15 protein-coding genes, 3 tRNA genes and 3 rRNA genes are annotated in these 23825 nt (G+C 45.3%); 18 read left to right on the top strand and 3 right to left on the bottom strand.

Going from position 1 to position 23825, the window contains the following annotated elements; translation table 11 throughout:
• Nucleotides 1-18 precede the first annotated feature (18 nt).
• Nucleotides 19-633 carry a recombinase family protein gene (locus tag ACYIA1_RS09060; RefSeq protein WP_250788958.1) on the bottom strand — a complete coding sequence of 205 codons (615 nt, stop codon included), beginning with the start codon at nucleotides 631-633 and terminating at the stop codon, nucleotides 19-21.
• A 139-nt stretch (nucleotides 634-772) separates the two neighbouring features.
• Nucleotides 773-859, bottom strand: a tRNA-Ser gene (locus tag ACYIA1_RS09055).
• 139 nt (nucleotides 860-998) lie between these two features.
• On the opposite strand from ACYIA1_RS09055, the gene mltG reads away from it, so the two are divergent.
• The 7 genes from mltG (at nucleotide 999) to ACYIA1_RS09020 (ending at nucleotide 10139) form a co-directional block, all read left to right on the top strand.
• A complete protein-coding gene (gene mltG, locus ACYIA1_RS09050) occupies nucleotides 999-2048 on the top strand; it encodes an endolytic transglycosylase MltG (RefSeq protein WP_009018288.1) in 1050 nt (349 codons plus the stop codon).
• Nucleotides 2049-2152: 104 nt separating this feature from the next.
• Nucleotides 2153-3754: a thiamine pyrophosphate-dependent enzyme gene (locus tag ACYIA1_RS09045; RefSeq protein WP_122380886.1), complete on the top strand. Its 1602-nt coding sequence runs from the start codon at nucleotides 2153-2155 to the stop codon at nucleotides 3752-3754.
• A complete protein-coding gene (locus ACYIA1_RS09040) occupies nucleotides 3751-4332 on the top strand; it encodes an indolepyruvate oxidoreductase subunit beta (protein WP_005865060.1) in 582 nt (193 codons plus the stop codon). Before ACYIA1_RS09045 ends, ACYIA1_RS09040 begins: the two co-directional genes overlap by 4 nt.
• Before the next feature lie 213 nt (nucleotides 4333-4545).
• Nucleotides 4546-5055 (top strand): TlpA family protein disulfide reductase, encoded by a 510-nt coding sequence (locus ACYIA1_RS09035; RefSeq protein ID WP_029257199.1) that lies wholly within the window; start codon nucleotides 4546-4548, stop codon nucleotides 5053-5055.
• A 5-nt stretch (nucleotides 5056-5060) separates the two neighbouring features.
• Nucleotides 5061-5849: a 4Fe-4S binding protein gene (locus ACYIA1_RS09030; RefSeq protein WP_005865064.1), complete on the top strand. Its 789-nt coding sequence runs from the start codon at nucleotides 5061-5063 to the stop codon at nucleotides 5847-5849.
• A 121-nt stretch (nucleotides 5850-5970) separates the two neighbouring features.
• Nucleotides 5971-8397, top strand: coding sequence for an alpha-L-rhamnosidase-related protein (locus tag ACYIA1_RS09025; protein ID WP_480335074.1), 2427 nt, complete (start codon nucleotides 5971-5973; stop codon nucleotides 8395-8397).
• Between the two features lie 11 nt (nucleotides 8398-8408).
• Nucleotides 8409-10139, top strand: coding sequence for a bifunctional metallophosphatase/5'-nucleotidase (locus ACYIA1_RS09020; RefSeq protein WP_480335072.1), 1731 nt, complete (start codon nucleotides 8409-8411; stop codon nucleotides 10137-10139).
• 240 nt (nucleotides 10140-10379) lie between these two features.
• Here ACYIA1_RS09020 and ACYIA1_RS09015 read toward each other — a convergent pair whose 3' ends face one another.
• Nucleotides 10380-10604: a hypothetical protein gene (locus tag ACYIA1_RS09015; RefSeq protein WP_005865070.1), complete on the bottom strand. Its 225-nt coding sequence runs from the start codon at nucleotides 10602-10604 to the stop codon at nucleotides 10380-10382.
• A gap of 526 nt (nucleotides 10605-11130) precedes the next feature.
• On the opposite strand from ACYIA1_RS09015, the gene ACYIA1_RS09010 reads away from it, so the two are divergent.
• The 11 genes from ACYIA1_RS09010 (at nucleotide 11131) to ACYIA1_RS08960 (ending at nucleotide 23576) form a co-directional block, all read left to right on the top strand.
• Nucleotides 11131-12655, top strand: a 16S ribosomal RNA gene (locus ACYIA1_RS09010).
• 171 nt (nucleotides 12656-12826) lie between these two features.
• Nucleotides 12827-12900, top strand: a tRNA-Ile gene (locus ACYIA1_RS09005).
• A 10-nt stretch (nucleotides 12901-12910) separates the two neighbouring features.
• A tRNA-Ala gene (locus ACYIA1_RS09000) sits at nucleotides 12911-12984 on the top strand.
• Between the two features lie 105 nt (nucleotides 12985-13089).
• Nucleotides 13090-15966 (top strand): 23S ribosomal RNA (locus ACYIA1_RS08995).
• A gap of 83 nt (nucleotides 15967-16049) precedes the next feature.
• A 5S ribosomal RNA gene (rrf, locus tag ACYIA1_RS08990) occupies nucleotides 16050-16160 on the top strand.
• The 16S, 23S and 5S rRNA genes sit together here with 2 tRNA genes alongside, the layout of an rRNA operon.
• 138 nt (nucleotides 16161-16298) lie before the next feature.
• Nucleotides 16299-17180 (top strand): alpha/beta hydrolase, encoded by an 882-nt coding sequence (locus ACYIA1_RS08985; RefSeq protein WP_480335070.1) that lies wholly within the window; start codon nucleotides 16299-16301, stop codon nucleotides 17178-17180.
• Between the two features lie 206 nt (nucleotides 17181-17386).
• Nucleotides 17387-19699, top strand: coding sequence for a beta-glucosidase BglX (bglX, locus tag ACYIA1_RS08980; protein WP_480335068.1), 2313 nt, complete (start codon nucleotides 17387-17389; stop codon nucleotides 19697-19699).
• A gap of 314 nt (nucleotides 19700-20013) precedes the next feature.
• Entirely contained in the window at nucleotides 20014-21183 is a 1170-nt protein-coding gene (locus ACYIA1_RS08975; protein WP_036633021.1) for a site-specific integrase, read from the top strand.
• A gap of 45 nt (nucleotides 21184-21228) precedes the next feature.
• Nucleotides 21229-22089, top strand: a complete 861-nt coding sequence (locus ACYIA1_RS08970) for a hypothetical protein (RefSeq protein ID WP_036633024.1) — start codon at nucleotides 21229-21231, stop codon at nucleotides 22087-22089.
• Between the two features lie 177 nt (nucleotides 22090-22266).
• Nucleotides 22267-22563, top strand: coding sequence for a helix-turn-helix transcriptional regulator (locus ACYIA1_RS08965; RefSeq protein WP_005865081.1), 297 nt, complete (start codon nucleotides 22267-22269; stop codon nucleotides 22561-22563).
• Nucleotides 22560-23576: a hypothetical protein gene (locus ACYIA1_RS08960; protein WP_005865083.1), complete on the top strand. Its 1017-nt coding sequence runs from the start codon at nucleotides 22560-22562 to the stop codon at nucleotides 23574-23576. The genes ACYIA1_RS08965 and ACYIA1_RS08960 overlap by 4 nt, the downstream gene beginning before the upstream one ends.
• Nucleotides 23577-23825 lie beyond the last annotated feature (249 nt).

Raw genomic sequence — 23825 nt, 5'->3', positions numbered from 1 at the left:
TATTGGCACATTGAATCATTATTTCTTCTTCTTCTTTTTCTTATCGGGAAGATACTCTTTCAGAAAGCGTTTGAAGCTACTTAGCGATACATTGTATTTCTCCGCTATCTGGGCGTAAGTCAAGCTCGGGTCTTTCAAGTCTTTCTCGATTTGTTCCTTATAAGGCTCCAAGCGTCCCATTTGTTGACTACCTTTCGGACGGCCCAGCACCACACCTTTACTTCTGATCAAGGCAAGGGCTTCCTTCGTACGGATAGAGACCAGCTTTCGCTCGATCTCGGAGACCAGACCGAAGGTAAAGGCCAAAGTCTTACTGTCGATATTATCCTCGAACACATATCCGTCGCTTACGCTACGAAGCGTTACCTTTCGCTCTATACAAAGCAAAATGATATGGATGATCTCGATCATCTTACGGCTCACACGGGATATATCGGACACAAGTATCTCATCCCCGGGACTTAAAGATTTGACAATACTTTCCAGTCTGCGGTTCGCACGAGGACTATTTCCCACCTCTTTAGCCCACTTCCCGATCTCTATCTTCTGAGATTCGGCAAATTCCCGGATCACAGCTTCTTGGATCTCGGAGTTTTGCTTATTATTATATGTTCGGATAAAAGCAATTGTCATAATGTATATATTTAATTATCTCCTTTTAATAACAGATCGACTTACGATAAGTTCAAATATGACAAATATATGAAACACTTTAATTCGGTTGGCTTAAAAACAAAAAAACCAACTAATAGATTTATTAGTTGGCTCTTTGCGGAAGCGGGGGGATTCGAACCCCCGGTACCCTTACGAGTACGTCAGTTTAGCAAACTGGTGGTTTCAGCCACTCACCCACACTTCCTTGTGTGTTCTGTGCTTCTTCCTTAGAATTGCGATGCAAAGGTAGAACTATAATTTTAAATAAACAAGGCTTTGCACATCATTTTTTTCGAAAAAAGATACTACTTTTGTGCCTTATTCTGATATTCAATAGATTATTCATGGATTTGAACAAACAAATTTTATCGAGGCGTCCGATAATTATCGCCTTGATAGCGATTCTCGTTGTTTTGATAGGCGGTGGAGGCTTTTGGGTGTACCGTTTGGCTTGGGCTCCGAATTTTAAGCCGGATAAGACGGTCTATGTCTATATAGATGATAAAAAGGATTTTGATGATCTTTGCCGGCAGTTGAGTGATTCGGCGAACTGTCTCCGTATCGGTAGCTTTAAGCAATTGAGTGGATTGTTGAAGTATCCTGCGTCCATGCGTACCGGTCGATACGCCGTGAAACCCGGCATGAGTAATTTAACCTTATTGAATGACTTGCGGAGAGGACATCAAGTAGCGACCCGGGTTACTTTTAATAATATCCGTTTCAAGGAAGATTTGGCGGAACGTATAAGTGATCAATTGATGTTCGGGAAGGAAAATCTCCTGCGTCTATTGAATGATTCCGTGTATTGCGACTCTTTAGGTTTTACCCCGGAAACGATCCATGCCCTTTTCATTCCTAATACCTATGAGATTTATTGGAATATATCCGCGGATAAATTTATACGTCGCATGAAGCGTGAATATGACGCTTTCTGGACACCGGAACGATTGAAAAAGGCAGAGGAGATCGGGCTTACTCCAGTTGAGGTATCTATCTTGGCTTCTATCGTAGAAGAGGAGACGGCGGCATCGGACGAATATCCAATCGTGGCGGGTCTTTATATCAACCGCCTTCGTGCCGGTATTCCTTTACAGGCGGACCCTACCGTAAAGTTTGCGGTGGGGGATTTTTCTTTGCAACGTATCTTATTTGAGCATTTGGAAATAGATTCTCCCTATAATACCTATAAATATGCGGGCCTACCTCCCGGTCCTCTACGGATTCCTACTATCAAGGGCTTGAATAGCGTATTGAATCATACGAAACATAAATACTTATACATGTGCGCTAAGGAGGATTTCTCGGGACGGCATAATTTCGCCGTGACGTTGGCGGAGCATAACCGCAATGCCAACCGGTATCGGGCGGAGTTGAATAGGCGCCGGATACGGTAATGGATCTAGTATAAATCATAAGTCTCTCATTCTAAATTGAACATTTTTCATTACCTTTGGCAGCTAAATAGTGTGAATAGTCAATATTAAGAAAACAGATACACATGGAAAAACATTTATTTTTGGGGGACGAGGCCATAGCGCAAGCCGCTATAGACGCTGGAATCTCCGGGGTGTACGCATACCCGGGAACCCCTTCTACTGAAATCACAGAATATATCCAAGGTTCTCCGGTAACGAAGGAAAGAGGTATCCATTGTCGCTGGAGCGCAAATGAGAAAACCGCCATGGAAGCCGCTTTGGGTATGTGCTATGCCGGTAAACGTGCGCTTTGCTGCATGAAGCACGTGGGTTTGAATGTAGCCGCCGATTGCTTTATGAACGCCGCTATGAGCGGTATCAACGGAGGTATGATCATCCTTACGGCCGACGACCCATCCATGCACTCTTCCCAGAATGAGCAAGACAACCGTGTTTATGGCAATTTCGCCATGATCCCGATGTTTGAGCCATCCAGCCAGCAAGAGGCTTATGATATGGTATATCATGGATTCGAGTTATCCGAGAAATTAGGGTATCCTATCTTGCTGCGTGTAACGACCCGTATGGCGCATTCTCGTGCCGGTGTCGTAACCAGCCCGTTGAAGCCGGAGAACCGGATGAATTGTCCGGAAGACGGTCGTCAACGTTTTATCTTACTCCCGGCATTGGCTCGTAAACGTTTCAAGAGTTTGCTGGCGTCTCAAGAGGCTTTCACGGAAGCTTCCGAGAATTCCGCGTATAATAAGTATTTCGATGCCCCGAATAAAGACTTGGGTATCATCACGACGGGTATCGCTTTCAATTATCTTTCCGAGAATTATCCGGACGGTTTCGAGCATCCCGTATTGAAGATCTCCCAGTATCCGCTTCCGAGAAAGCAAGTGGAGAAGATCGTTGGCGAGTGTAAGGAGATCTTGGTGTTGGAAGAGGGATATCCGGTTGTGGAGGAGCAATTGAAGGGTTTCTTGGGGAAGGGAGTGACGGTTCATGGCCGTTTGGACGGTACGCTTCAGCGTGACGGCGAGCTTACGCCAGACGCGGTAGGCAAAGCCTTGGGTAAGGAGATCCAGAGCTATTACGCGATCCCCGAGGTGGTTGAGCAACGTCCGCCCGCATTGTGCCAAGGTTGTGGACACCGGGATATGTATGAGGCCTTGAACGAGGTGATCGCCGAGTATAACGGTACGGCTAAGGTGTTTGGCGATATCGGCTGTTATACCTTGGGAGCTTTGCCTCCTTTCCGTGCGATCGATTCTTGTATCGATATGGGCGCCTCCATCACGATGGCGAAGGGCGCTTCCGACGCGGGTGTATTCCCGGCTATCTCCGTGATCGGCGATTCTACGTTTACCCATTCCGGTATGACTGGTTTGCTGGATTGCGTGAACGAGAACACGAATATCACCATCGTTATCTCCGATAATGAGACAACGGCCATGACCGGAGGGCAGGATTCCGCCGGAACGGGACGTCTGGAATCTATCTGCGCCGGTATCGGTGTGGACCCGGCTCACATCCGTGTGATGGTTCCTTTAAAAAAGAACTTCGAGGAGATGAAGTCTATCATCCGTGAGGAAATCGAGTACAAGGGCGTATCCGTATTGATCCCTCGCCGTGAGTGTATCCAGACATTAACCAGAAAGAAAAAAGCAAGCAAGAAATGAAAACAGATATTATACTATCAGGCGTAGGAGGACAGGGTATCCTTTCTATCGCCGCCGTTATTGGAGAAGCTGCCTTAAAAGAAGGTCTGTATATGAAGCAAGCGGAAGTACACGGTATGAGTCAACGGGGGGGAGACGTGCAGTCTAACCTGCGTCTTTCCGACGAGCCGATCGCCTCGGACTTGATCCCGAAGGGCCACGCCGATTTGATCATCTCTTTGGAACCGATGGAGAGCTTGCGTTATCTGCCTTACCTGAAGAAAGAGGGTTGGCTGGTGACGAACTCCCGTCCGTTCGTGAACATCCCGAACTATCCGGAGATCGAGAAAGTGAACGCCGAGTTGGACAAGCTCCCTCACAAGGTCGTATTGGACGTGGAGGAGATCGCCAAGGAAGCGGGTTCTGTCCGTGCCGCCAATATCGTGATGTTGGGTGCAGCTACCCCATTTATCGGGATCGAGTATGATAAGATCGAGGCGGGAATCCGTCAGATATTCGGTCGTAAGGGCGAGGATATAGTTAATATGAACCTAAAGGCATTGAAAGCCGGTTATGACTTAGCGCAAAGTTTGCGGTAAATCTTTCTCCGGGTTTGCATGGTATCAGCGTACGTGACATCTCCGGGTTTCACGTACGTTTTTTTTAACATCTAACCCCCTAGAACTTTTAGAAGAGCTGTCGAGGGGTAGGTACAGCATCGTAGAACTTTCGTAAGCCTTAGAATTATGCGGTTTGATGAGAATTTTAATGTATCTTTGTCGCTGAATCCTAAACGAGAAATGATTAAGGTTATGAAGAAGTATTTATTGGTTAGTTTACTAGCGTTATTGGCTTTCGTAGGCAAAGCTCAGGAGGATAATTCCGATATCGTGAAGGTCGGTGATACCATGCCGTCATTTACGATTGTTTCCGACAACGGGAGTAAGTTGCAGTCCGCTTCGTTAAAGGGAAAAGTGATCCTCGTGAATTTTTTCGCCACTTGGTGTCCTCCCTGCCAAAAAGAATTGGCCGCTGTCCAACAAACCCTCTGGCCGAAATACAAGAACAACAAGGACTTCGTTCTCTTGGTGATCGGGCGTGAGCATTCCGATGCCGATCTACAGAAATATAACGAGAAAAAAGGCTTCGATTTTCCTTTGTATCCCGATAAGGACCGGGCTATTTTCGGCGCTTTCGCCAAGAACTTGATCCCTCGTGGCTATTTGGTCGGAAAAGACGGGAAGATCATTTATACGAGCAAAGGCTATACCGATGAGGAATTTGCTGAGTTAATGACTAAAATAGAGGGTGCGTTAAAATAAGAATCATGAAATATAGTAACATACATTTAATTTATTTTTCTCCGACACACACGTCCGCCAAGATCGTTTACGCGATAGCGGAAGGAATGGGTGCCACTTCGATGTCCGAGTCGGATGTCACTTGTGAGAGTCTGGATATGGAAGAGTATATTGATGATGAGCTGACGATTATAGCCGCTCCTGTATACGGTGGCCGTGTGGCGGAGACTGCCATGGAACGTTTTCGCATGTTCCGTTCTGCCCACCATGCGCCGGTAGTCCCCGTGGTACTGTATGGGAACCGGGATTATGAGGATGCCTTGAAAGAGCTCTGTGATTTAGTGTCGGAGCAGGGGTTCGTACCTGTGGCTGCCGGAGCGTTTATCGGCGAGCATTCTTTCAGCCGCAAGGGGATGCCCATTGCCGAGGGGCGTCCGGACGAGTCGGATCTTAATCAGGCTACGGAATTCGGGAAAAAGATTATCGAGGAGCTGGAGAAGGTTTCCTGCGTGGAATGCTTGTCCGCCTTGGAGGTGAAAGGTAATTTCCCGTATCGGGTGAAAGGCCCTTCCACTCCTCAAGCTCCTGTTACGGATAATGATTTATGTACGCAATGTGAGTATTGCGTGGATGTGTGTCCTACGCATGCGATATCCTTGGCAGACGAGGGTATGTATAGCGACCCGAACCTATGTATCAAATGTTGCGCCTGCGTGAAAGAGTGTCCCGAGGGCGCACGTACTTTCGATACTCCTTACACGGCGATGCTCCATAAGAACTTTAGCGCGCGCAGGGAGCCGGAGATATTCTTCTAATGGAGGACCGGGCATCCGGTATATTGTGAGGGAAAGCGTCAAAAGGCAAAAGTTCTTTTGGCGCTTTCTCTTTTTTTGTACCTTTGTTCGGATCGTTAATCTCAAATAATACCGTGTTTGTATGAAAACCTATTTATTCCTTTTGCTTTTTGTGTTTCAAGCCTTCTCCCTTTCCTCCCAGATTAGCCTGAAAGGGTATAATCAGGAGAAGATCGATCCTTCTCTTTTCGAGGGACGATGGAAAGCCCGTTGGATCTCCTACCCGGGTGAGGCCCCGAATGTATATGGGGTCTATCATTTTCGTAAATCGTTCGATCTGGAGGTGGTTCCTTCCCGGTTTATCGTCCATGTTTCCGCCGATAACCGGTATAAATTATATGTAAACGGGAAATTGGTATCCTTGGGCCCGGCCCGTGGGGATATCTATAACTGGAGTTTCGAGACGGTGGATCTGGCTCCTTATCTGAGGAAAGGGAAGAATACGCTGGCCTCCGTTGTCTGGAATTATGCCGAGCGGAAACCTGTCGCCCAGATCAGTTACGATCAGACGGGTTTTATCCTGCAAGGCAATACGGGGCATGAGGCGGTGGTAAATACGGATACCACTTGGGTCTGCCTGCGTAATAAGGCGTATGCTCCTTGGACCGAATGGCAGGTATTGGGGTATTACGTGGCTGGCCCGGGTGAGGAACTGGAAGCCTCCGCTTATCCTTGGGGCTGGGAACAACCGGATTACGACGACAGGAAATGGGAGAAGGCCGTACGGGGCATGGAGGGTGCCACAAAAGGATCGAGAGATTACCCGGGACGGTTGCTGGTTCCTAGCCCGATACCTCCGATGGACAGCCGGATCGAGCGTCTGGCCAAGCTCCGCCGGTCGGAAGGGATCGAATGCCCGCAAGGATTTCCTTACTGGCCAAAAGCTTTGACGATCCCGGCGAATACAGAGGTCCGCTTGCTTCTGGATAATGATTACCTGACGACGGGTTATTTCTCCTTAGCCTTCAGCAAAGGAAAGGAGGCCGAGATCCATATCGGTTATTCGGAAGCCCTCTATAAGCAAGAAGAGGAATCGACCACTAAATCGTATGCGTTGAATGGCAAGGGACATCGGGACGAGTTGACGGATAAGCAGTTTATCGGGTACGGGGATAAGATACTGGCTGATGGGGGAGATAATCGTCTCTTCACCTCCCTGTGGTGGCGTACATGGAGATATGTGGAGTTGAAAGTGAAGACGGCTTCCGAGCCTTTGGTGATCGAGGATATGTATGGGACTTTCTCTGCCTATCCTTTCCGTAACGAGACCGCTTTCTCCGCTCCGGGACATGAGGAGCTGGGCCGTATGCTCGAGATAGGATGGCGTACCGCCCGTCTGTGCGCCAATGAGACGTATATGGACTGCCCGTATTACGAGCAACTGCAATATTTCGGGGATACACGCATACAGGCAATGATTTCCATGTATAATACATCAGACCCTTATATGGTGAAGAATGCCATAGAGCAAGGACGGCAGTCCATGGTGGCGGAAGGGATTACGATGAGCCGATATCCGTCTAGCGTACATCAGTTTATATCCTCGTTCTCTCTCTGGTGGATTTGTATGGGGCACGATTATTGGATGTACCGTGGGGATGAGGCATACATGAAGACCTTGCTTCCCGCTTACCGTCAGGTTTTGTCGTGGTACGAGCAATGGTTGAAGCCGGATTATAGTTTGTCCTACGTTCCTCATTGGTTCTTCGTGGATTGGGCGGCCGGTTTTGATTATGGCGAGCCGATACGGGAGAAAGAGGGAAACTCGGCGCTCCAAGATTTGATGTATATAATGACCTTGGAGTTTGCGGCGGAGATGGAACAAGCGATCGGCCTCCCTGCCATGGCGGATCATTACCGGAAGATCGCTACCGAGATGCGTAAGACGATCCGCCCGAAATATTGGGACGCTGCCCGTAATCTATTCGCCGATACGCAGGATCATCGCAGCTATTCCCAGCATGTGAACGCCTTGGCGATCTTGACTGGGGTTACGAAAGGGGAGGAGGCCGTAAAGGTGATGAACCAAACCTTGGCGGATACGAGCTTGATCCAGTGTACGATCTATTTCCGTTATTACTTGAATCAAGCGTTGAAAGTTTCCGGTTTAGGGGATCAGTTTTTGGATAACTTACAAATATGGCGGGATCAGATGGCGTTGGGATTGACCACATGGGCCGAGATGCCGGAGCCATCCCGTTCTGATTGCCATGCTTGGGGAGCCAGTCCGAATATCGAGTTCTACCGGATCTTGTTGGGTATCGATAGCGATGCCCCCGGATTTAGGAAGATACGGATCGCTCCGTCTTTGGGAAAACTGAAGGAGGTTTCCGGTACGATCCCACATCCGCTTGGAAGCGTGACCGCCGCTTATAAATTGGATGAGAGAGGTGAGGGAACCGCCCGTCTGGTCTTGCCGGAAGGTACTACGGGTATATTTATCTGGGATGGAAAAGAAATCCCGTTGAAACCGGGCGAACAGGTTATTTCGTTATCTTCGCGTCATTAATCTATCTAAATATGAGACGAGTTTATTCAATTGCCTTATTGCTGCTGGTCGCTCTCGGTCTGTCGGCTACTACGAAAGAAGTCAAGCTGAAATTAGTGGAAACCAGTGATATCCATGGAAACTTCTTCCCCTATAATTTTATCGAGCAGCGGGAGTGGGGAGGAAGTCTGGCACGGGTATATTCGTTCGTGCAAGAAGAACGCCGGGCGTATGGCGATAACCTTTTGCTATTGGATAATGGCGATATCTTGCAAGGACAACCTTCGGCGTATTATTACAATTTCATGGATACGGTCTCTACGCATATAGCTTCCGCCATGATGAATTATATGGGGTACAATGCGGGAAATATGGGTAACCATGATGTAGAGGCTGGCCATGCCGTTTTCGATCGTTGGATCAAACAATGTGATTTCCCTATCTTGGGTGCCAATATTATCCGTACCTCCGACCGGGAGACCTATTTAAAGCCCTATGAGGTATTTGAGCGTGATGGTGTGAAGATCGTTGTACTGGGGATGATTACTCCGGCTATTCCTGTATGGTTGCCGGAGACTCTGTGGCAAGGTCTTTATTTCGCCGATATGGAAGAGACGGCCCGTAAATGGATGAAGATCATTCAGGAGAAGGAGAAACCGGATGTTGTGGTAGGTATCTTTCATGCGGGAAATGAGGCTCGTACCATGTCCGGCCAGTACCGTGAGGATGCGTCGATGGAGGTTGCCCAGCGCATTCCGGGCTTCGATGTGGTTATGATGGGGCATGATCATCGTCGGTATTGTGGTAAGGTGGCGAATATCGAGGGAGATTCCGTGTTACTGATAAATCCGGCAAGTAATGGGCGTGTAGTCGGTTCCGTTGATGTCGTGTTAAAGATGGAGCATGGAAAGGTTTTGGATAAACAAGTATCGGGTGTTTTGACGGATGTGGATAAGTTGGAGCCTAGCAAGGAGTTTATGGAGAAATTCGCTCCGCAATACAAAGCGGTGAATGATTTTGTCTCCGAGAAGGTGGGAACTTTTACGGAGAGTATCGCGACCCGTCCCGCTTACTTTGGGCCATCCGCTTTTATTGATTTTATTCACTCTTTACAATTGGAGTTGACTGGTGCGGACGTCTCTTTTGCCGCCCCGTTATCCTTTGACGCAAAAATAGATAAAGGGGATATCACGATCAGCGATATGTTCAGTCTTTACAAATATGAGAATATGCTTTATACGATGAATTTGACGGGAGCCGAGATCAAAGGTTTCTTGGAGGAATCATACGCTATGTGGACCAACCGGATGAAATCTCCGGACGATCATGTCTTATTATTGAAAGAGAGAAAGAAAGGACAGGAGAATTATGTCTCATTCGTCAACTTCAGTTTTAACTTTGACTCCGCAGCTGGTATCATTTACACCGTGGATGTAACGAAACCCAAGGGCGAGAAGATCACGATCTTGAAAATGGCGGATGGTAAGCCTTTCGACGAGAATAAAACGTATAAAGTAGCTCTTAACTCTTACCGAGGTAATGGAGGAGGTGAGTTATTGACGAAAGGGGCCGGCATTCCCCAAGACGAGTTAAAGAGTCGTATCATTCATTCGACCGATAAAGACCTCCGTTATTATATGATTCAATATATAAAGGAAAAGGGTGTACTTAGCCCACAACCTTTAAACCAATGGCAAATGATCCCGCAGGATTGGACGAGACTGGCGGCCGAACGGGATTGTAAGTTTCTTTTCGGGGAATGAGTTTCCGTCCTTGAAGTGTCTGGTTTGCGATAGTATCTCAATGGGAAACGGTGGTAAAGTCAATGGAATAGAGATGGTTTCTCAATGACTTTACGGCCGTGTCCCATTGACTTTTTTGTATCCCGTATTAGGGATGTTGCTGATAGGTTAGGGCGCAAGGGGCGCATCTTTACGTATGTTTCTAAAACTTTTTCTGTAAATAACGTTTATACCCCTCTTGTCTGTAGAGTGATGTAAATATTATTTTTCTAAAAATGTTTCTTTGAAAGCGTAAAGATGCGCCTTTTGCGCCCTAGGATTTTTACCGGGGAATTTTCCTGATGCCTTAACATGTGGATATACAGTTGTTTGTGTGGTTCTTCCCTCTTCGGCTTTTTGGGTCTTTGGGGGGCGATATAATGGGTCCTTACCCACGTTTACGTGATCCGAAAGCACTAAAACCAAGTGCATTTCGCATGATTTCATGAGCTAAAAGCCGTTTTTTCTGTGTGATTTCCTATCGGGGCCAAGATCGTTTTTGTCGTTTTCATACGTGCAAATGTACTCGTGGAGCACTTGTTTTAAGTGCACGTGGTGACACGTGAGGCCACGTGGTGGGCCACGTGAGCCGAGAATGGATATCGACGTATTATTAATGTACGCGATCCCCCTCGTGAAAAAAACTTGAAAAATAATACCGGAAAAGTTTGGAGGTTATGTTTTATAACACTACTTTTGCACCCGCATTCGAGAGAGAACGCCGGTACAAAATGATGAAACAAACTTTTAGAAAAAAAAGTTCTGAAATAATTTGGAAGTTTAAAATAAAAGTCCTTATCTTTGCAGCCACGTTCGCAAAACGAAAGCGACAAAAGAGTTCTTTGAGAGATTTACATAATTCAACAAGTAGTACAAGTATTGGAAAAGAAATTTTCCGGATTGATACCGTCAAAGAAGTATGACTTTGGACTACAATAACGGATTCCGGAGCGAGGATATAAAAACAATTTAAACAACGAAGAGTTTGATCCTGGCTCAGGATGAACGCTAGCGACAGGCTTAACACATGCAAGTCGAGGGGCAGCACAGGTAGCAATACCGGGTGGCGACCGGCGCACGGGTGAGTAACGCGTATGCAACTTACCTATCAGAGGGGGATAACCCGGCGAAAGTCGGACTAATACCGCATGAAGCAGGGGCCCCGCATGGGGATATTTGCTAAAGATTCATCGCTGATAGATAGGCATGCGTTCCATTAGGCAGTTGGCGGGGTAACGGCCCACCAAACCGACGATGGATAGGGGTTCTGAGAGGAAGGTCCCCCACATTGGTACTGAGACACGGACCAAACTCCTACGGGAGGCAGCAGTGAGGAATATTGGTCAATGGGCGTAAGCCTGAACCAGCCAAGTCGCGTGAGGGATGAAGGTTCTATGGATCGTAAACCTCTTTTATAAGGGAATAAAGTGCGGGACGTGTCCCGTTTTGTATGTACCTTATGAATAAGGATCGGCTAACTCCGTGCCAGCAGCCGCGGTAATACGGAGGATCCGAGCGTTATCCGGATTTATTGGGTTTAAAGGGTGCGTAGGCGGCCTTTTAAGTCAGCGGTGAAAGTCTGTGGCTCAACCATAGAATTGCCGTTGAAACTGGGAGGCTTGAGTATGTTTGAGGCAGGCGGAATGCGTGGTGTAGCGGTGAAATGCTTAGATATCACGCAGAACCCCGATTGCGAAGGCAGCCTGCCAAGCCATGACTGACGCTGATGCACGAAAGCGTGGGGATCAAACAGGATTAGATACCCTGGTAGTCCACGCAGTAAACGATGATCACTAGCTGTTTGCGATACAGTGTAAGCGGCACAGCGAAAGCGTTAAGTGATCCACCTGGGGAGTACGCCGGCAACGGTGAAACTCAAAGGAATTGACGGGGGCCCGCACAAGCGGAGGAACATGTGGTTTAATTCGATGATACGCGAGGAACCTTACCCGGGTTTGAACGCATTCGGACCGAGGTGGAAACACCTCTTCTAGCAATAGCCGTTTGCGAGGTGCTGCATGGTTGTCGTCAGCTCGTGCCGTGAGGTGTCGGCTTAAGTGCCATAACGAGCGCAACCCTTGCCACTAGTTACTAACAGGTGATGCTGAGGACTCTGGTGGGACTGCCAGCGTAAGCTGCGAGGAAGGCGGGGATGACGTCAAATCAGCACGGCCCTTACATCCGGGGCGACACACGTGTTACAATGGCGTGGACAAAGGGAGGCCACCTGGCGACAGGGAGCGAATCCCCAAACCACGTCTCAGTTCGGATCGGAGTCTGCAACCCGACTCCGTGAAGCTGGATTCGCTAGTAATCGCGCATCAGCCATGGCGCGGTGAATACGTTCCCGGGCCTTGTACACACCGCCCGTCAAGCCATGGGAGCCGGGGGTACCTGAAGTCCGTAACCGAAAGGATCGGCCTAGGGTAAAACTGGTGACTGGGGCTAAGTCGTAACAAGGTAGCCGTACCGGAAGGTGCGGCTGGAACACCTCCTTTCTGGAGCGAAGGATTCCGTCGCTGGCCAAGTGTCGGCGATGTCCGGTCATACGAGGTATCGATCGCCTTGTGCTGCTGTTGAGATTATGTTTATATATAGATCTTACGTACCGGGAGGCCGGTCTAAAGAGAGAAAGATGACGCTGGGACGTAAGTCTTGGCAAGGTTGACAGTCCTATAGCTCAGTTGGTTAGAGCGCTACACTGATAATGTAGAGGTCGGCAGTTCAACTCTGCCTGGGACTACTCCGAATGAGGGGGATTAGCTCAGCTGGCTAGAGCATCTGCCTTGCACGCAGAGGGTCAACGGTTCGAATCCGTTATTCTCCACGCATCCCGCGAGGGAAAGAGGATCTTTGACATATTGGACATCAAAAAGAAGAAACAAGTAGAGCGAGCTTAAGATATATCAACCCGTACGTATGTACGAGGTGAGAGAAAGTAAGCAAGGGCAGACGGTGGATGCCTTGGCTCTCGGAGGCGACGAAGGACGTGATAAGCTGCGAAAAGCCCGGGGGAGGCGCAAATAGCCCTTGATCCCGGGATATCCGAATGGGGCAACCCGGCAGGCTGAAGGCCTGCCATCCCGTAAGGGAGGCGAACGTGGGGAACTGAAACATCTAAGTACCCATAGGAGGAGAAAATAAACAATGATTCCGTAAGTAGTGGCGAGCGAACACGGAAGAGCCCAAACCCATGTCGTCTAGGCGACACGGGGGTTGTAGGACCACGACGTGGCAAGAAAGCAGGGAAATGGAAGCGCTTGGAAAAGCGCGCCATAGACGGTGAAAGCCCGGTACATGACTCCCTGCCGAAGCCTAGTGGTATCCTGAGTAGCGCGGGGCACGAGAAATCTTGCGTGAAACTGCGGGGCCCATCCCGTAAGGCTAAATACTCCCGAGAGACCGATAGCGAACCAGTACCGTGAGGGAAAGGTGAAAAGAACCCCGAGCAGGGGAGTGAAATAGACCCTGAACCCGTCTGCCTACAAGCGGTCGGAGCATAGCAATATGTGACGGCGTGCCTTTTGCATAATGAACCTACGAGTTACCTTCCCCGGCAAGGTTAAGTACCTAAGGTACGGAGCCGAAGCGAAAGCGAGTCTGAATAGGGCGGCCAGTCGGGGGGGGTAGACGCGAAACCGAGTGATCTACCCTTGGCCAGGTTGAAGGTTGGGTAACACCAACTGGAGGACCGGATGGGTAAGCGTTGAAAAGCTTTCCAATGAGCTGAGGGTAGGGGTGAAAGGCTAATCAAACTCGGAGATAGCTCGTACTCCCCGAAATGCATTTAGGTGCAGCCTCTTTATAGTATATCGTGAGGTAGAGCGACTGATTGGATGCGAGGGCTTCACCGCCTATCAAGTCCAGATAAACTCCGAATGCGCGATATATATTTAAAGGGAGTGAGGGCGCGGGTGCTAAGGTCCGTGTCCGAGAGGAGAAGAATCCAGACCACCGGCTAAGGCCCCCAAATGATCGTTGAGTTGAACTAACGAGGTCGGATCGCAGAGACAGCTAGGATGTTGGCTTGGAAGCAGCCATTCATTTAAAGAGTGCGTAACAGCTCACTAGTCGAGCGATCTGGCGTGGATAATAATCGGGCATAAACGATCTGCCGAAGCCGTGGATGTCGTAAGACATGGTAGGGGAGCATTCCATGCGGCGTCGAAGATGAGGGACGACCCTTGTTGGAGCGCATGGAAAAGCAAATGTAGGTATGAGTAACGATAAGGGGGGCGAGAAACCCCCCCGCCGAAAGACCAAGGTTTCCTGATCAACGCTAATCGGATCAGGGTGAGTCGGGACCTAAGGCTAAGCCGAACGGCGACGCCGATGGAAGAATGGGTTAATATTCCCATACTGCCTCATGGAGTGACGTGGAGACGGAGAAGTGACAGTCCTGCCGGCTGACGGAATAGCCGGTTGAAGGGTGTAGATATTGATTCCCGTAGGCAAATCCGCGGGGAGAGTCGAACCTGACAGTATACCGAGTACTTGTACGAGGTAATATGGACGTAACCATGCTCCCAAGAAAATCCGCTAAACTTATCCATGCGGCACCCGTACCGTAAACGGACACACGTGGTCGGGTTGAGAATACTGAGGCGCTCGAGTGATTCACGGTTAAGGAACTAGGCAAATTGACCCTGTAACTTCGGGATAAAGGGTCCTCGTCGTAAGGCGAGGCGCAGAGAATAGGTCCAGGCAACTGTTTAACAAAAACACATGGCTGTGCTAAATGGAAACATGATGTATACAGCCTGACACCTGCCCGGTGCTGGAAGGTTAAGAGGAGATGTCATCGCAAGAGAAGCGTTGAATTGAAGCCCCAGTAAACGGCGGCCGTAACTATAACGGTCCTAAGGTAGCGAAATTCCTTGTCGGGTAAGTTCCGACCTGCACGAATGGTGTAATGATCTGGACACTGTCTCAACCGTGAGCTCGGTGAAATTGTAGTATCGGTGAAGATGCCGATTACCCGCGATGGGACGAAAAGACCCCGTGAACCTTTACTATAGCTTTACATTGAATTTGGGCAGACGATGTGTAGGATAGGCCGGAGGCTTTGAAGGGGGTACGCCAGTATCCTTGGAGCCGCCGTTGAAATACGGCCCTTCGGTTGTTTGAGTTCTAACTCCTAGGCAGGAGGACACTGTATGGTGGGTAGTTTGACTGGGGTGGTCGCCTCCAAAAGCGTAACGGAGGCTTCTAAAGGTGCCCTCAGACCGATTGGTAACCGGTCGCAGAGTGTAATGGCATAAGGGCGCTTGACTGGGAGAGATACAACTCGATCAGGTAGGAAACTAGAGCATAGTGATCCGGTGGTTCCGCATGGAAGGGCCATCGCTCAAAGGATAAAAGGTACTCCGGGGATAACAGGCTGATCATTCCCAAGAGCTCATATCGACGGAATGGTTTGGCACCTCGATGTCGGCTCGTCACATCCTGGGGCTGGAGAAGGTCCCAAGGGTTGGGCTGTTCGCCCATTAAAGTGGCACGCGAGCTGGGTTCAGAACGTCGTGAGACAGTTCGGTCTCTATCTATCGTGGGCGCAGGAGATTTGAGGGGCTCTGACACTAGTACGAGAGGACCGTGTTGGACGTACCACTGGTTTACCGGTTGTCCCGCCAGGGGCACCGCCGGGTATCTAAGTACGGATCGGATAAGTGCTGAAAGCATCTAAGTACGAAGCCGGCCTCAAGATTAGATCTCCCTGAAGGGTGGTTATAGACGATGACCTTGATAGGCCACAGGTGTAAGGGCGGCGACGTCCGAGCCGAGTGGTACTAATAGCCCGGGACTTTCCTCACGTGAAGGTTGATATATTTTAAGACGATAAGGCGAAGCTGGTCTCTTCGGATTGATGTCCGGTCAAAATCTTGATAATGATATTAAGGTGGCTATAGCACGAGGGATCCACCTCTTCCCATTCCGAACAGAGAAGTTAAGCCTCGTCACGCCGATGGTACTGCGTAACAGTGGAAGAGTAGGTAGCCGCCGTCTTGAAGCAAGGCGATAGCCGATGGAGAGGAGTCAGTCCGTAAGGGGTGACTCCTTTTTCTGTTTTTATTTATTCGATTCTGATTGGATAAATAAAATAAGATGTATATATTCGCTCCCTATAACTTAATAATGTGTTGTATGGTTAAGAAGTGGATATTCCCTTTATTGATTGGGGTTTGTTTAATCAATACGTCTATGGCACAAGAAAATCCGATTTTATTATTCCCAAAAGGGGCGCCGGGAGAAACTATTAAATTAATAGAGAAAGCTGATACGGATGGTGGAAAAACCGGTGGTGAGAGTGTTTTGCGTATTACGAATGTGAGTGAGCCAACGATTACTATATATCATGCTCCGGATGAAGTGGCCTCGGGTGCCGCTATGATTGTCTGTCCCGGTGGTGGTTACAATATTTTAGCTTATGATTTGGAAGGTGATGAAGTCTGTGAATGGCTTAATAATCTTGGAATAACTGCGGTCTTACTTAAATACCGGGTTCCAAGACGGGAAGGACTGGAAAAACACGAAGCTCCTTTGCAAGATGTACAGCGTGCGATTGGTTATGTTCGAGCGAACGCTGAGAACTTGAATATAGATCCAAAGCGAATCGGTGTGATGGGATTCTCGGCTGGTGGCCATTTAGCTGCCATGGTTAGCAATAATTTTTTGAAACGTACTTATCCGGCTATTGATGCTACGGATAAAGTAAGTTGTCGTCCGGACTATTGTTTATTGGTTTATCCTGCTTATTTAGATGGAGAGAATTTCCAATTGGCACCAGAGTTAAAGGTTTCATCTGCCACACCTCCAACCATGTTAATTCAAGCGGAAGATGATAAATCTTATATCAACAGTAGTATTTTCTATTATTATGCCTTAAAGGAAGCTGGTGTTCCGGCATGGATGCATTTATATAGTCAAGGTGGCCATGGATATGGGTTACGAGATACGGGAGTGTCTGTAAATGAATGGCCGGATCGGGCTGAAGATTGGTTTCGTGAGATCGGTCTGATCGAATAGAACTCCAGATATATTTTCTGGAGACTTGCGGAGTAGATTCTTAAATCGATTGCGCAATTTATTTATTACTAGTTTATTATTGATGGTAAACGTAGTAAAAACGTAGTGTAGAAAAGTGTGTTCTATAGCATATCGTATCTTTGAAGTAGTGAGTTTATTGCTGTTTTCTGTTATTCGGGCTTTTTTTGAAGTAAAAAAGCTAAGTTATGAAATTCCTTAAAAGTTCAGTTTTATTTATTTCAATGGCATGTATAGTGCCTGTTTGTTCGATAGCGAGAGAAAAAAGTGAGAGAATTACAAGAGCTGAGATTGAACAGAAAAGTGTGGATGAATTTATAAATGGTCTGATGAGTCGAATGACCGTTGATGAGAAAATCGGCCAATTGAATCTTCCTAGTTATGGAAACGTAATGCCAAATCCTAAAAAGAGTGAGATAGCCAGTCGTATTGTACGAGGAGAGGTTGGTGGTATATTTAATATATTCGGTGTCGATGCGATCCGGCAGTTACAAGAAGTCGCGGTTAAAGAAAGTCGATTGGGGATTCCTATAATTGTTGGCGCTGATATTTGTAATGGTTATAAAACCGTTTTTCCCATTCCTCTAGGTCTTTCGTGTAGTTGGAAACCGGAGAATATAGAAGAGGTCGCTCGAATTTCCGCAAAGGAAGTTGGTGCTGATGGTATCTGTTGGACATATAGCCCGATGGTCGATATATCTCATGATGCCCGGTGGGGACGAGTAAAGGAAGGAGCGGGCGAGGATCCGTTTCTTGGAGGTATAATGGCTCAAGCATGGGTGCGTGGTTATCAAGGCAATGATTTATCGGCTGATACGACTCTTATGGCATGTGTAAAGCATTATGCGCTTTATGGAGCGGCCGAGGCTGGTCGGGATTATAATACGGTAGATATGAGCCGTGTGACTGCCATGAATTATTACATGCGTCCTTATCAGGCTGCTGTAGAAGCAGGAGTAGGAAGTATCATGACTTCATTCAACGAATTTGAAAGTATCCCCGCGACCGGAAATACTTGGCTTCTTAATGACGTGTTGCGTAAACAATGGGGATTTAACGGCTTTGTCGTGTCTGATTTTACGGCAATAGCGGAGATGGTAAACCATGGAATAGGTAATAGTCAGGAAGTCGGAGTCAAGGCGCTAAAGGCGGGTGTCGATATGGATATGATAGCGGACTGTTATCATGCCGTATTAAAGAAATCATTGGAAGATGGGAAAATAACAGAGGCTGAGATTGACTCTGCTTGCCGGAGAATACTAATCGCAAAATACCAATTGGGATTGTTCCATGATCCATATAAATATTGTAATCCGAAAAGAGCCGCCAAAGAGTTCTTGTCGGTAAATAATGTATCTGCGGCCCGTCGTATAGCGGCGGAGTCTTTCGTGTTACTTAAAAATGACAATAATCTGCTTCCAATTAAAGGATGTCGTAAGGTCGCTGTAGTCGGTCCTTTAGCGGATAGCAAGGCGAATATGGCTGGATCGTGGAAATATGATGAGCAGACTAAATCTTATCATGGATTGGTAGAGGATTTACAGGAATCTTTGGGAAATGGAGTAGAGGTTGTTTTTGCAAAAGGCAGCAATCTAGTCGATGATCCCGTTTATGAAGCGAACTTTACGGATCAAAATCGTTCAACCCGGGATGATAGAAGCGATGAACAATTAATCGCCGAGGCTCTAAAAGTGGTGGAAGGCGCTGATGTGATTATCGCTGCTTTGGGTGAATCGATAGATATGAGTGGAGAAGGCGCTAGTAGAGCCATCCTTGAAATGCCGCAAACGCAGAAAAAATTACTGGATGCTATCCAGAAAACAGGAAAGCCGATCGTAATGGTACTTTTTACTGGAAGACCTTTGGCATTACAATCCGAGGAAAAGCAGGTGAATGCGATCTTGAACGTATGGTTCGGTGGTACGGAAGCAGGAGCGGCTATTGCCGATGTCTTGACCGGAAAGGTTTCTCCGACAGGGAAGTTAACCATGTCTTTTCCTCGTGTAACAGGCCAATGTCCGATCTATTATAATCATAAGATGACAGGACGCCCTATGTCTCCCGATGCTTGGTACACTCGTTATGTCTCCAATTATATAGATGTGTTGAATGAGCCTCTTTATCCATTTGGTTACGGCTTGAGCTATACGACTTATACGTATGGCGATGTATCTTTGAATATGAATTCAATGGATGCAAATGGAAAAATTCAAGCATCCGTGATTGTTACCAATACCGGGGCTCAGGATGGAGAGGAAATCGTACAGCTTTATTTACGTGATATCGTACGCAGCATAACCCCTCCGGTCCAAGAATTGAAAGGATTCAAGCGAGTTGCGTTAAAAGCGGGAGAAAGCAAGAAAGTAACCTTTGATATTGATGTGGATATGTTGAAATTCTACGATTCAACCTTAGATTATGTCGCTGAGCCGGGTGAGTTTCAGGTAATGATCGGTGGAAATAGTAAAGAGGTGAAAACAGCTTCGTTTACATTAAAATAATCCTAATCGGAAGGAATCAGTTATGGGGCTTTGCTAAATTCGAAATTATATGTATCTTTGCCAAAAGAAATATTACAAAACCATGGGGATGACCGGTTTTGAAAGACCTATCCGAAAAATCAAAGAAAATAAGAGTAAAGCAAAAGTTAAATAAAATACTAAATATTAGTGTTTTATAAGTAATATAAGAGCTAAATAGGAACAACGTGTTTTCCTTTGTTTAGCTCTTTTTTTTGTTACTTTTGTTACTCGTTTGTTACCCGTGAACGGAAATGTTACTTATCTTTACGGTGGGTAACAAATAAAGTAACGATATGGCAAAGCAAGTCAAAGTTAAAGAGCCGGTACGTATTCGTACAAAGAAACTGGCTAACGGGAATGAATCGATCTACCTGGATCTATACAAAGACGGTGATCGTGTGTACGAGTTTCTCAAACTCTATCTTATTCCGGAAAAATCAAAAGCAGATAAGGAAGCGAACCGTAAAACGTTAGAGTTAGCTAATGCGATCAAGGCTAAACGGATCGTAGAGTTGCAAAATAACGAACATGGCTTTAAAACAAATACTACCAGATCAAAGATGAATCTTATTCAATTTGTCTTACACTTGGCAGATGAACAACTAGCAAAATCGGGTAACAAGCGAAGTTATTATTATACGCTTCATTCACTTGCTAAGCATTTAGAGGCTTATGCTGGTGATAAAATTACCTTTACAAAGGTAAATACAGAGTTTGTTAAAGGGTTCATTGCTTATCTTCGTACTGCAATGAATTTTAACTATGAGAATAGTGAAAAGAAATCAAAATATGAAGTTCTTTCACAGAATACTCAACATAATCTATACAAAAAATTTGCTTGGGTAATTCGTAAAGCGATGCAAGCTGATATAATGGCGATTAATCCTCTTGATAAGATAGATAACACGGATAAACCTAAGTCGGAGGATGGGCAAAGGGAATTTTTAACAATTGAGGAAATAAAGAGGTTGATGAATACACCATGTGAAGATGATATGTTGAAATGCGCTTTTATCTTTTGCTGTTTAGTTGGGCTTCGTTACAGTGATGTGAAGAAGTTGGTCTGGAATGATTTGTATGAAGATAATGAAGGTGCCATTATCCTTCGGATTCGTGTGACTAAGACGAAACGTTGTGAGGACTTTCCTATAAGTAAAGAAGCTTTGAAATGGCTACCGGAAAGAATTGGCTCTGGTGATGAGAAAATCTTTAAATTGCCTAAAAATGATAATTCAAACCGGAAACTAAAACATTGGTGTACCTTGGCTGGTATAACAAAGAATGTCACTTTCCACGTAGCTCGGCATACTGCAGCAACGTTGAATCTTAGTTTGGGTGTACCGATAGAGACAGTTAGTAAGCTATTAGGACATACTAAGATTAGTACAACTCAAATTTATGCAAAAGTTATTGACGCAAATAAAAAGGCTGCTGTTCATAAGCAAGACGGCGTATTTGATTGATCCTTAGTAAATAGAATAATAAGTATCTTAAACTAATCATACGATATGGGTATACAAGAAAGACCATTTGAAAATATTATAAGCATGAATAACTCATTATCTGGTGATCCTATTAATGAGTTAATAACACTAAATAAATTAGAGAGAAGTATTTATAGTGAAGGTCGAAAATTAGAAACTATTATCTTGTTATCTGGTATGACACCAAAAGATAGATGGATATACATTTCTCTTATTCTTGATGATTTGTTATATCAATATGATAGCTCTTGTAGAAAGGTTCGAGGAATGAATACTAATACTTTGTTATATAAAAGAGCTCTATTATTGAAGAAAGCAATCGTGGAAGTGATGGAAGTAACAAGCACACGATTAAAAATAGCATTTGATATTGATTATATAAAAGAAAGAGAAGAAAGATATGCTACAACGGGGGCTGCCAGATGGGATGATTCAACCGATAAAAAATTAGATTTAGATATAGTAGAAAGCATGCGGTATTTTAATGATTTAATTTCGGGGAAGATTGATAGATATTTGGAAAATTGCAAAAGTCGGTTTACGAAAAAATATGACGATGATAAATTAAAAGCTATCTGGCTTCATTTGAAAGAGGAAAATTATATTAATAGTAATACAAGTTTAGATACGTTTCTTTATTTATTTGGGAATGTCGATAATGTGCCTGAGCGCTTTTATATTGAATGGTTAGCTTCATTGAAGGAATTACATGTTCTTATAGATGTGTTTTGGAAGTCAGAGCGAAATAGGTGGAAAAAGGCAAGTGAAATATTTTTATATGGTGATGAATTTTTGAAATATAGAAGCTTAACTACTGCTGTCAGTAAGGAAGATGATATTGAAGATATAGAAAAAAAATTTGCATCTTGGTTAAAAGAGAAGTGACATTCTTTAGGTGATAGTAGATGATTTTGGGTGATACTTTTTATTATCACCCTTTTTATTTGTTTTTTAATATGATCTTTGTTGTGTCAATACTGAGTAGGTACATATTGACAATATGTGAATATGCTGAATCTACCTACATTCAGCATTAAGATATGATAATTAAAAATAAAAAAAATGGAGTCGATTAAAAATATCTTAAAAAGAATAGAGTGTAATACTCTACTTGCGACAAAGACAGTACTAACTGTTGATGATGTAGCAACTCTTACTGGCTTAAGTAAGAGTCATATATACAAGCTTACATATAGTCATCAGATACCTCATTACAAACCATCTGGAAAGCAAGTCTATTTTGATCGCTCGGAGATTGAGGAGTGGCTTAAACGAAATCGTGTTGATTCGGTAGAAGAGATAGAGCAAGCCGCCATAAATCATGTTGTAATGAATAAAAAAGGAAGGGGGAGAGTATGAAAGATGAGATAGCTTCTAAAATCTATGTCAATCTATCAAGGTGTGAGAAAGGACATGATTCATGTACTGAATATAGTAGTATGTTGCATGATATGGTACATGGTCATATGTTATATGATACGGTTGACTTTGTTCTTAATCAGAAAGATGTTCCAGAAATAGATTTGTTAGCGGAAGTGTCGCCATATTTGATGAATAGAAGTGATTGTATTGGTAATGATGGCCTCCCTTATGTACGTGGGAAATATAAGGGGTATAATGTGTATGTAAATACTCATATTCTAAAAATCAATGCTTGTAGCTTATGTAAATATTACTACGGTATCAACATGCACGATTTCCCTTTAGAGGACGTACGGAAAGCCATTGAGAGGATAGGAGAGGATTTAAACATCCCTATGGATAAGGTCATTGTGACTAGACTGGATTTAGCAATGGATTTGGAGTTACAGCGGTCTCCAATAGAATATTTCAATCGGATGTTAGATTTACCTTATTTTAGGTGTCATTCATATTCTACAGGAATTACGTTTCAAACAGCAGAGAAAGAACTTTTGTTTTACGATAAAGGAAAGGAACAGGGGAGTAATAATAAGAATATAGCTCGATGCGAGTTTCGGATAAAGAAAGTTAGGAGGTGCTTTGGGGGATCGGTTACTGCGTCAATGTTATATGATCCTAGCTTTTGGAATGATTTGCTGGATCGGTTCTTATCTTGTTATTCCAAAGTCAAGGTGAGTAAAGAGTCTTTACCGCTTGATAAGATAAATGGGATAAAGATTTTGAAAGATTGTGCCTTATGTGATTATGTTAATCGTAATGGATTTGATCCGTTGAGGTCTGGATTTAAGGCTCGTGTACGTGATGGAGAATTGGCGCAAAGAGCCTGCAAGTCTATTATAGAAAAGATCAAGAAGTGTTGTTTCTCTTCTCAAGGAAAAGACGTTGGCCCAGAGATAGAAGAATTTGATGTGAAATTCAGGTCATTTTTGAAGTTAAAGAGATTTGATTAAATATCATTGTTTTGCCCATATTTGAGGCTTACAACGTATCTAGGCTTAGGTTTTTCCTAATAAAATGTAGGAAATAATACCCTTGTCGGGGATCTGTCAAATAAATTTAGAGAGGTGGGGGATATTTCCGAGGAGGTGGTATCTCTCGCTTCTTTTGTTTTTAGAGGATATTGTTCTGTAAATGATTTTCCAAAAAAGAATCACGATAAAACGGAATTTAGAAAATGTTCGTTATATTTGCGTGAGGTA

The sequence above is a fragment of the Parabacteroides sp. KHUB-02 genome (assembly GCF_056640955.1).
The sequence above is the reverse complement of the archived record's forward strand: the minus strand, read 5'-3'. Positions and strand labels throughout refer to the sequence as shown.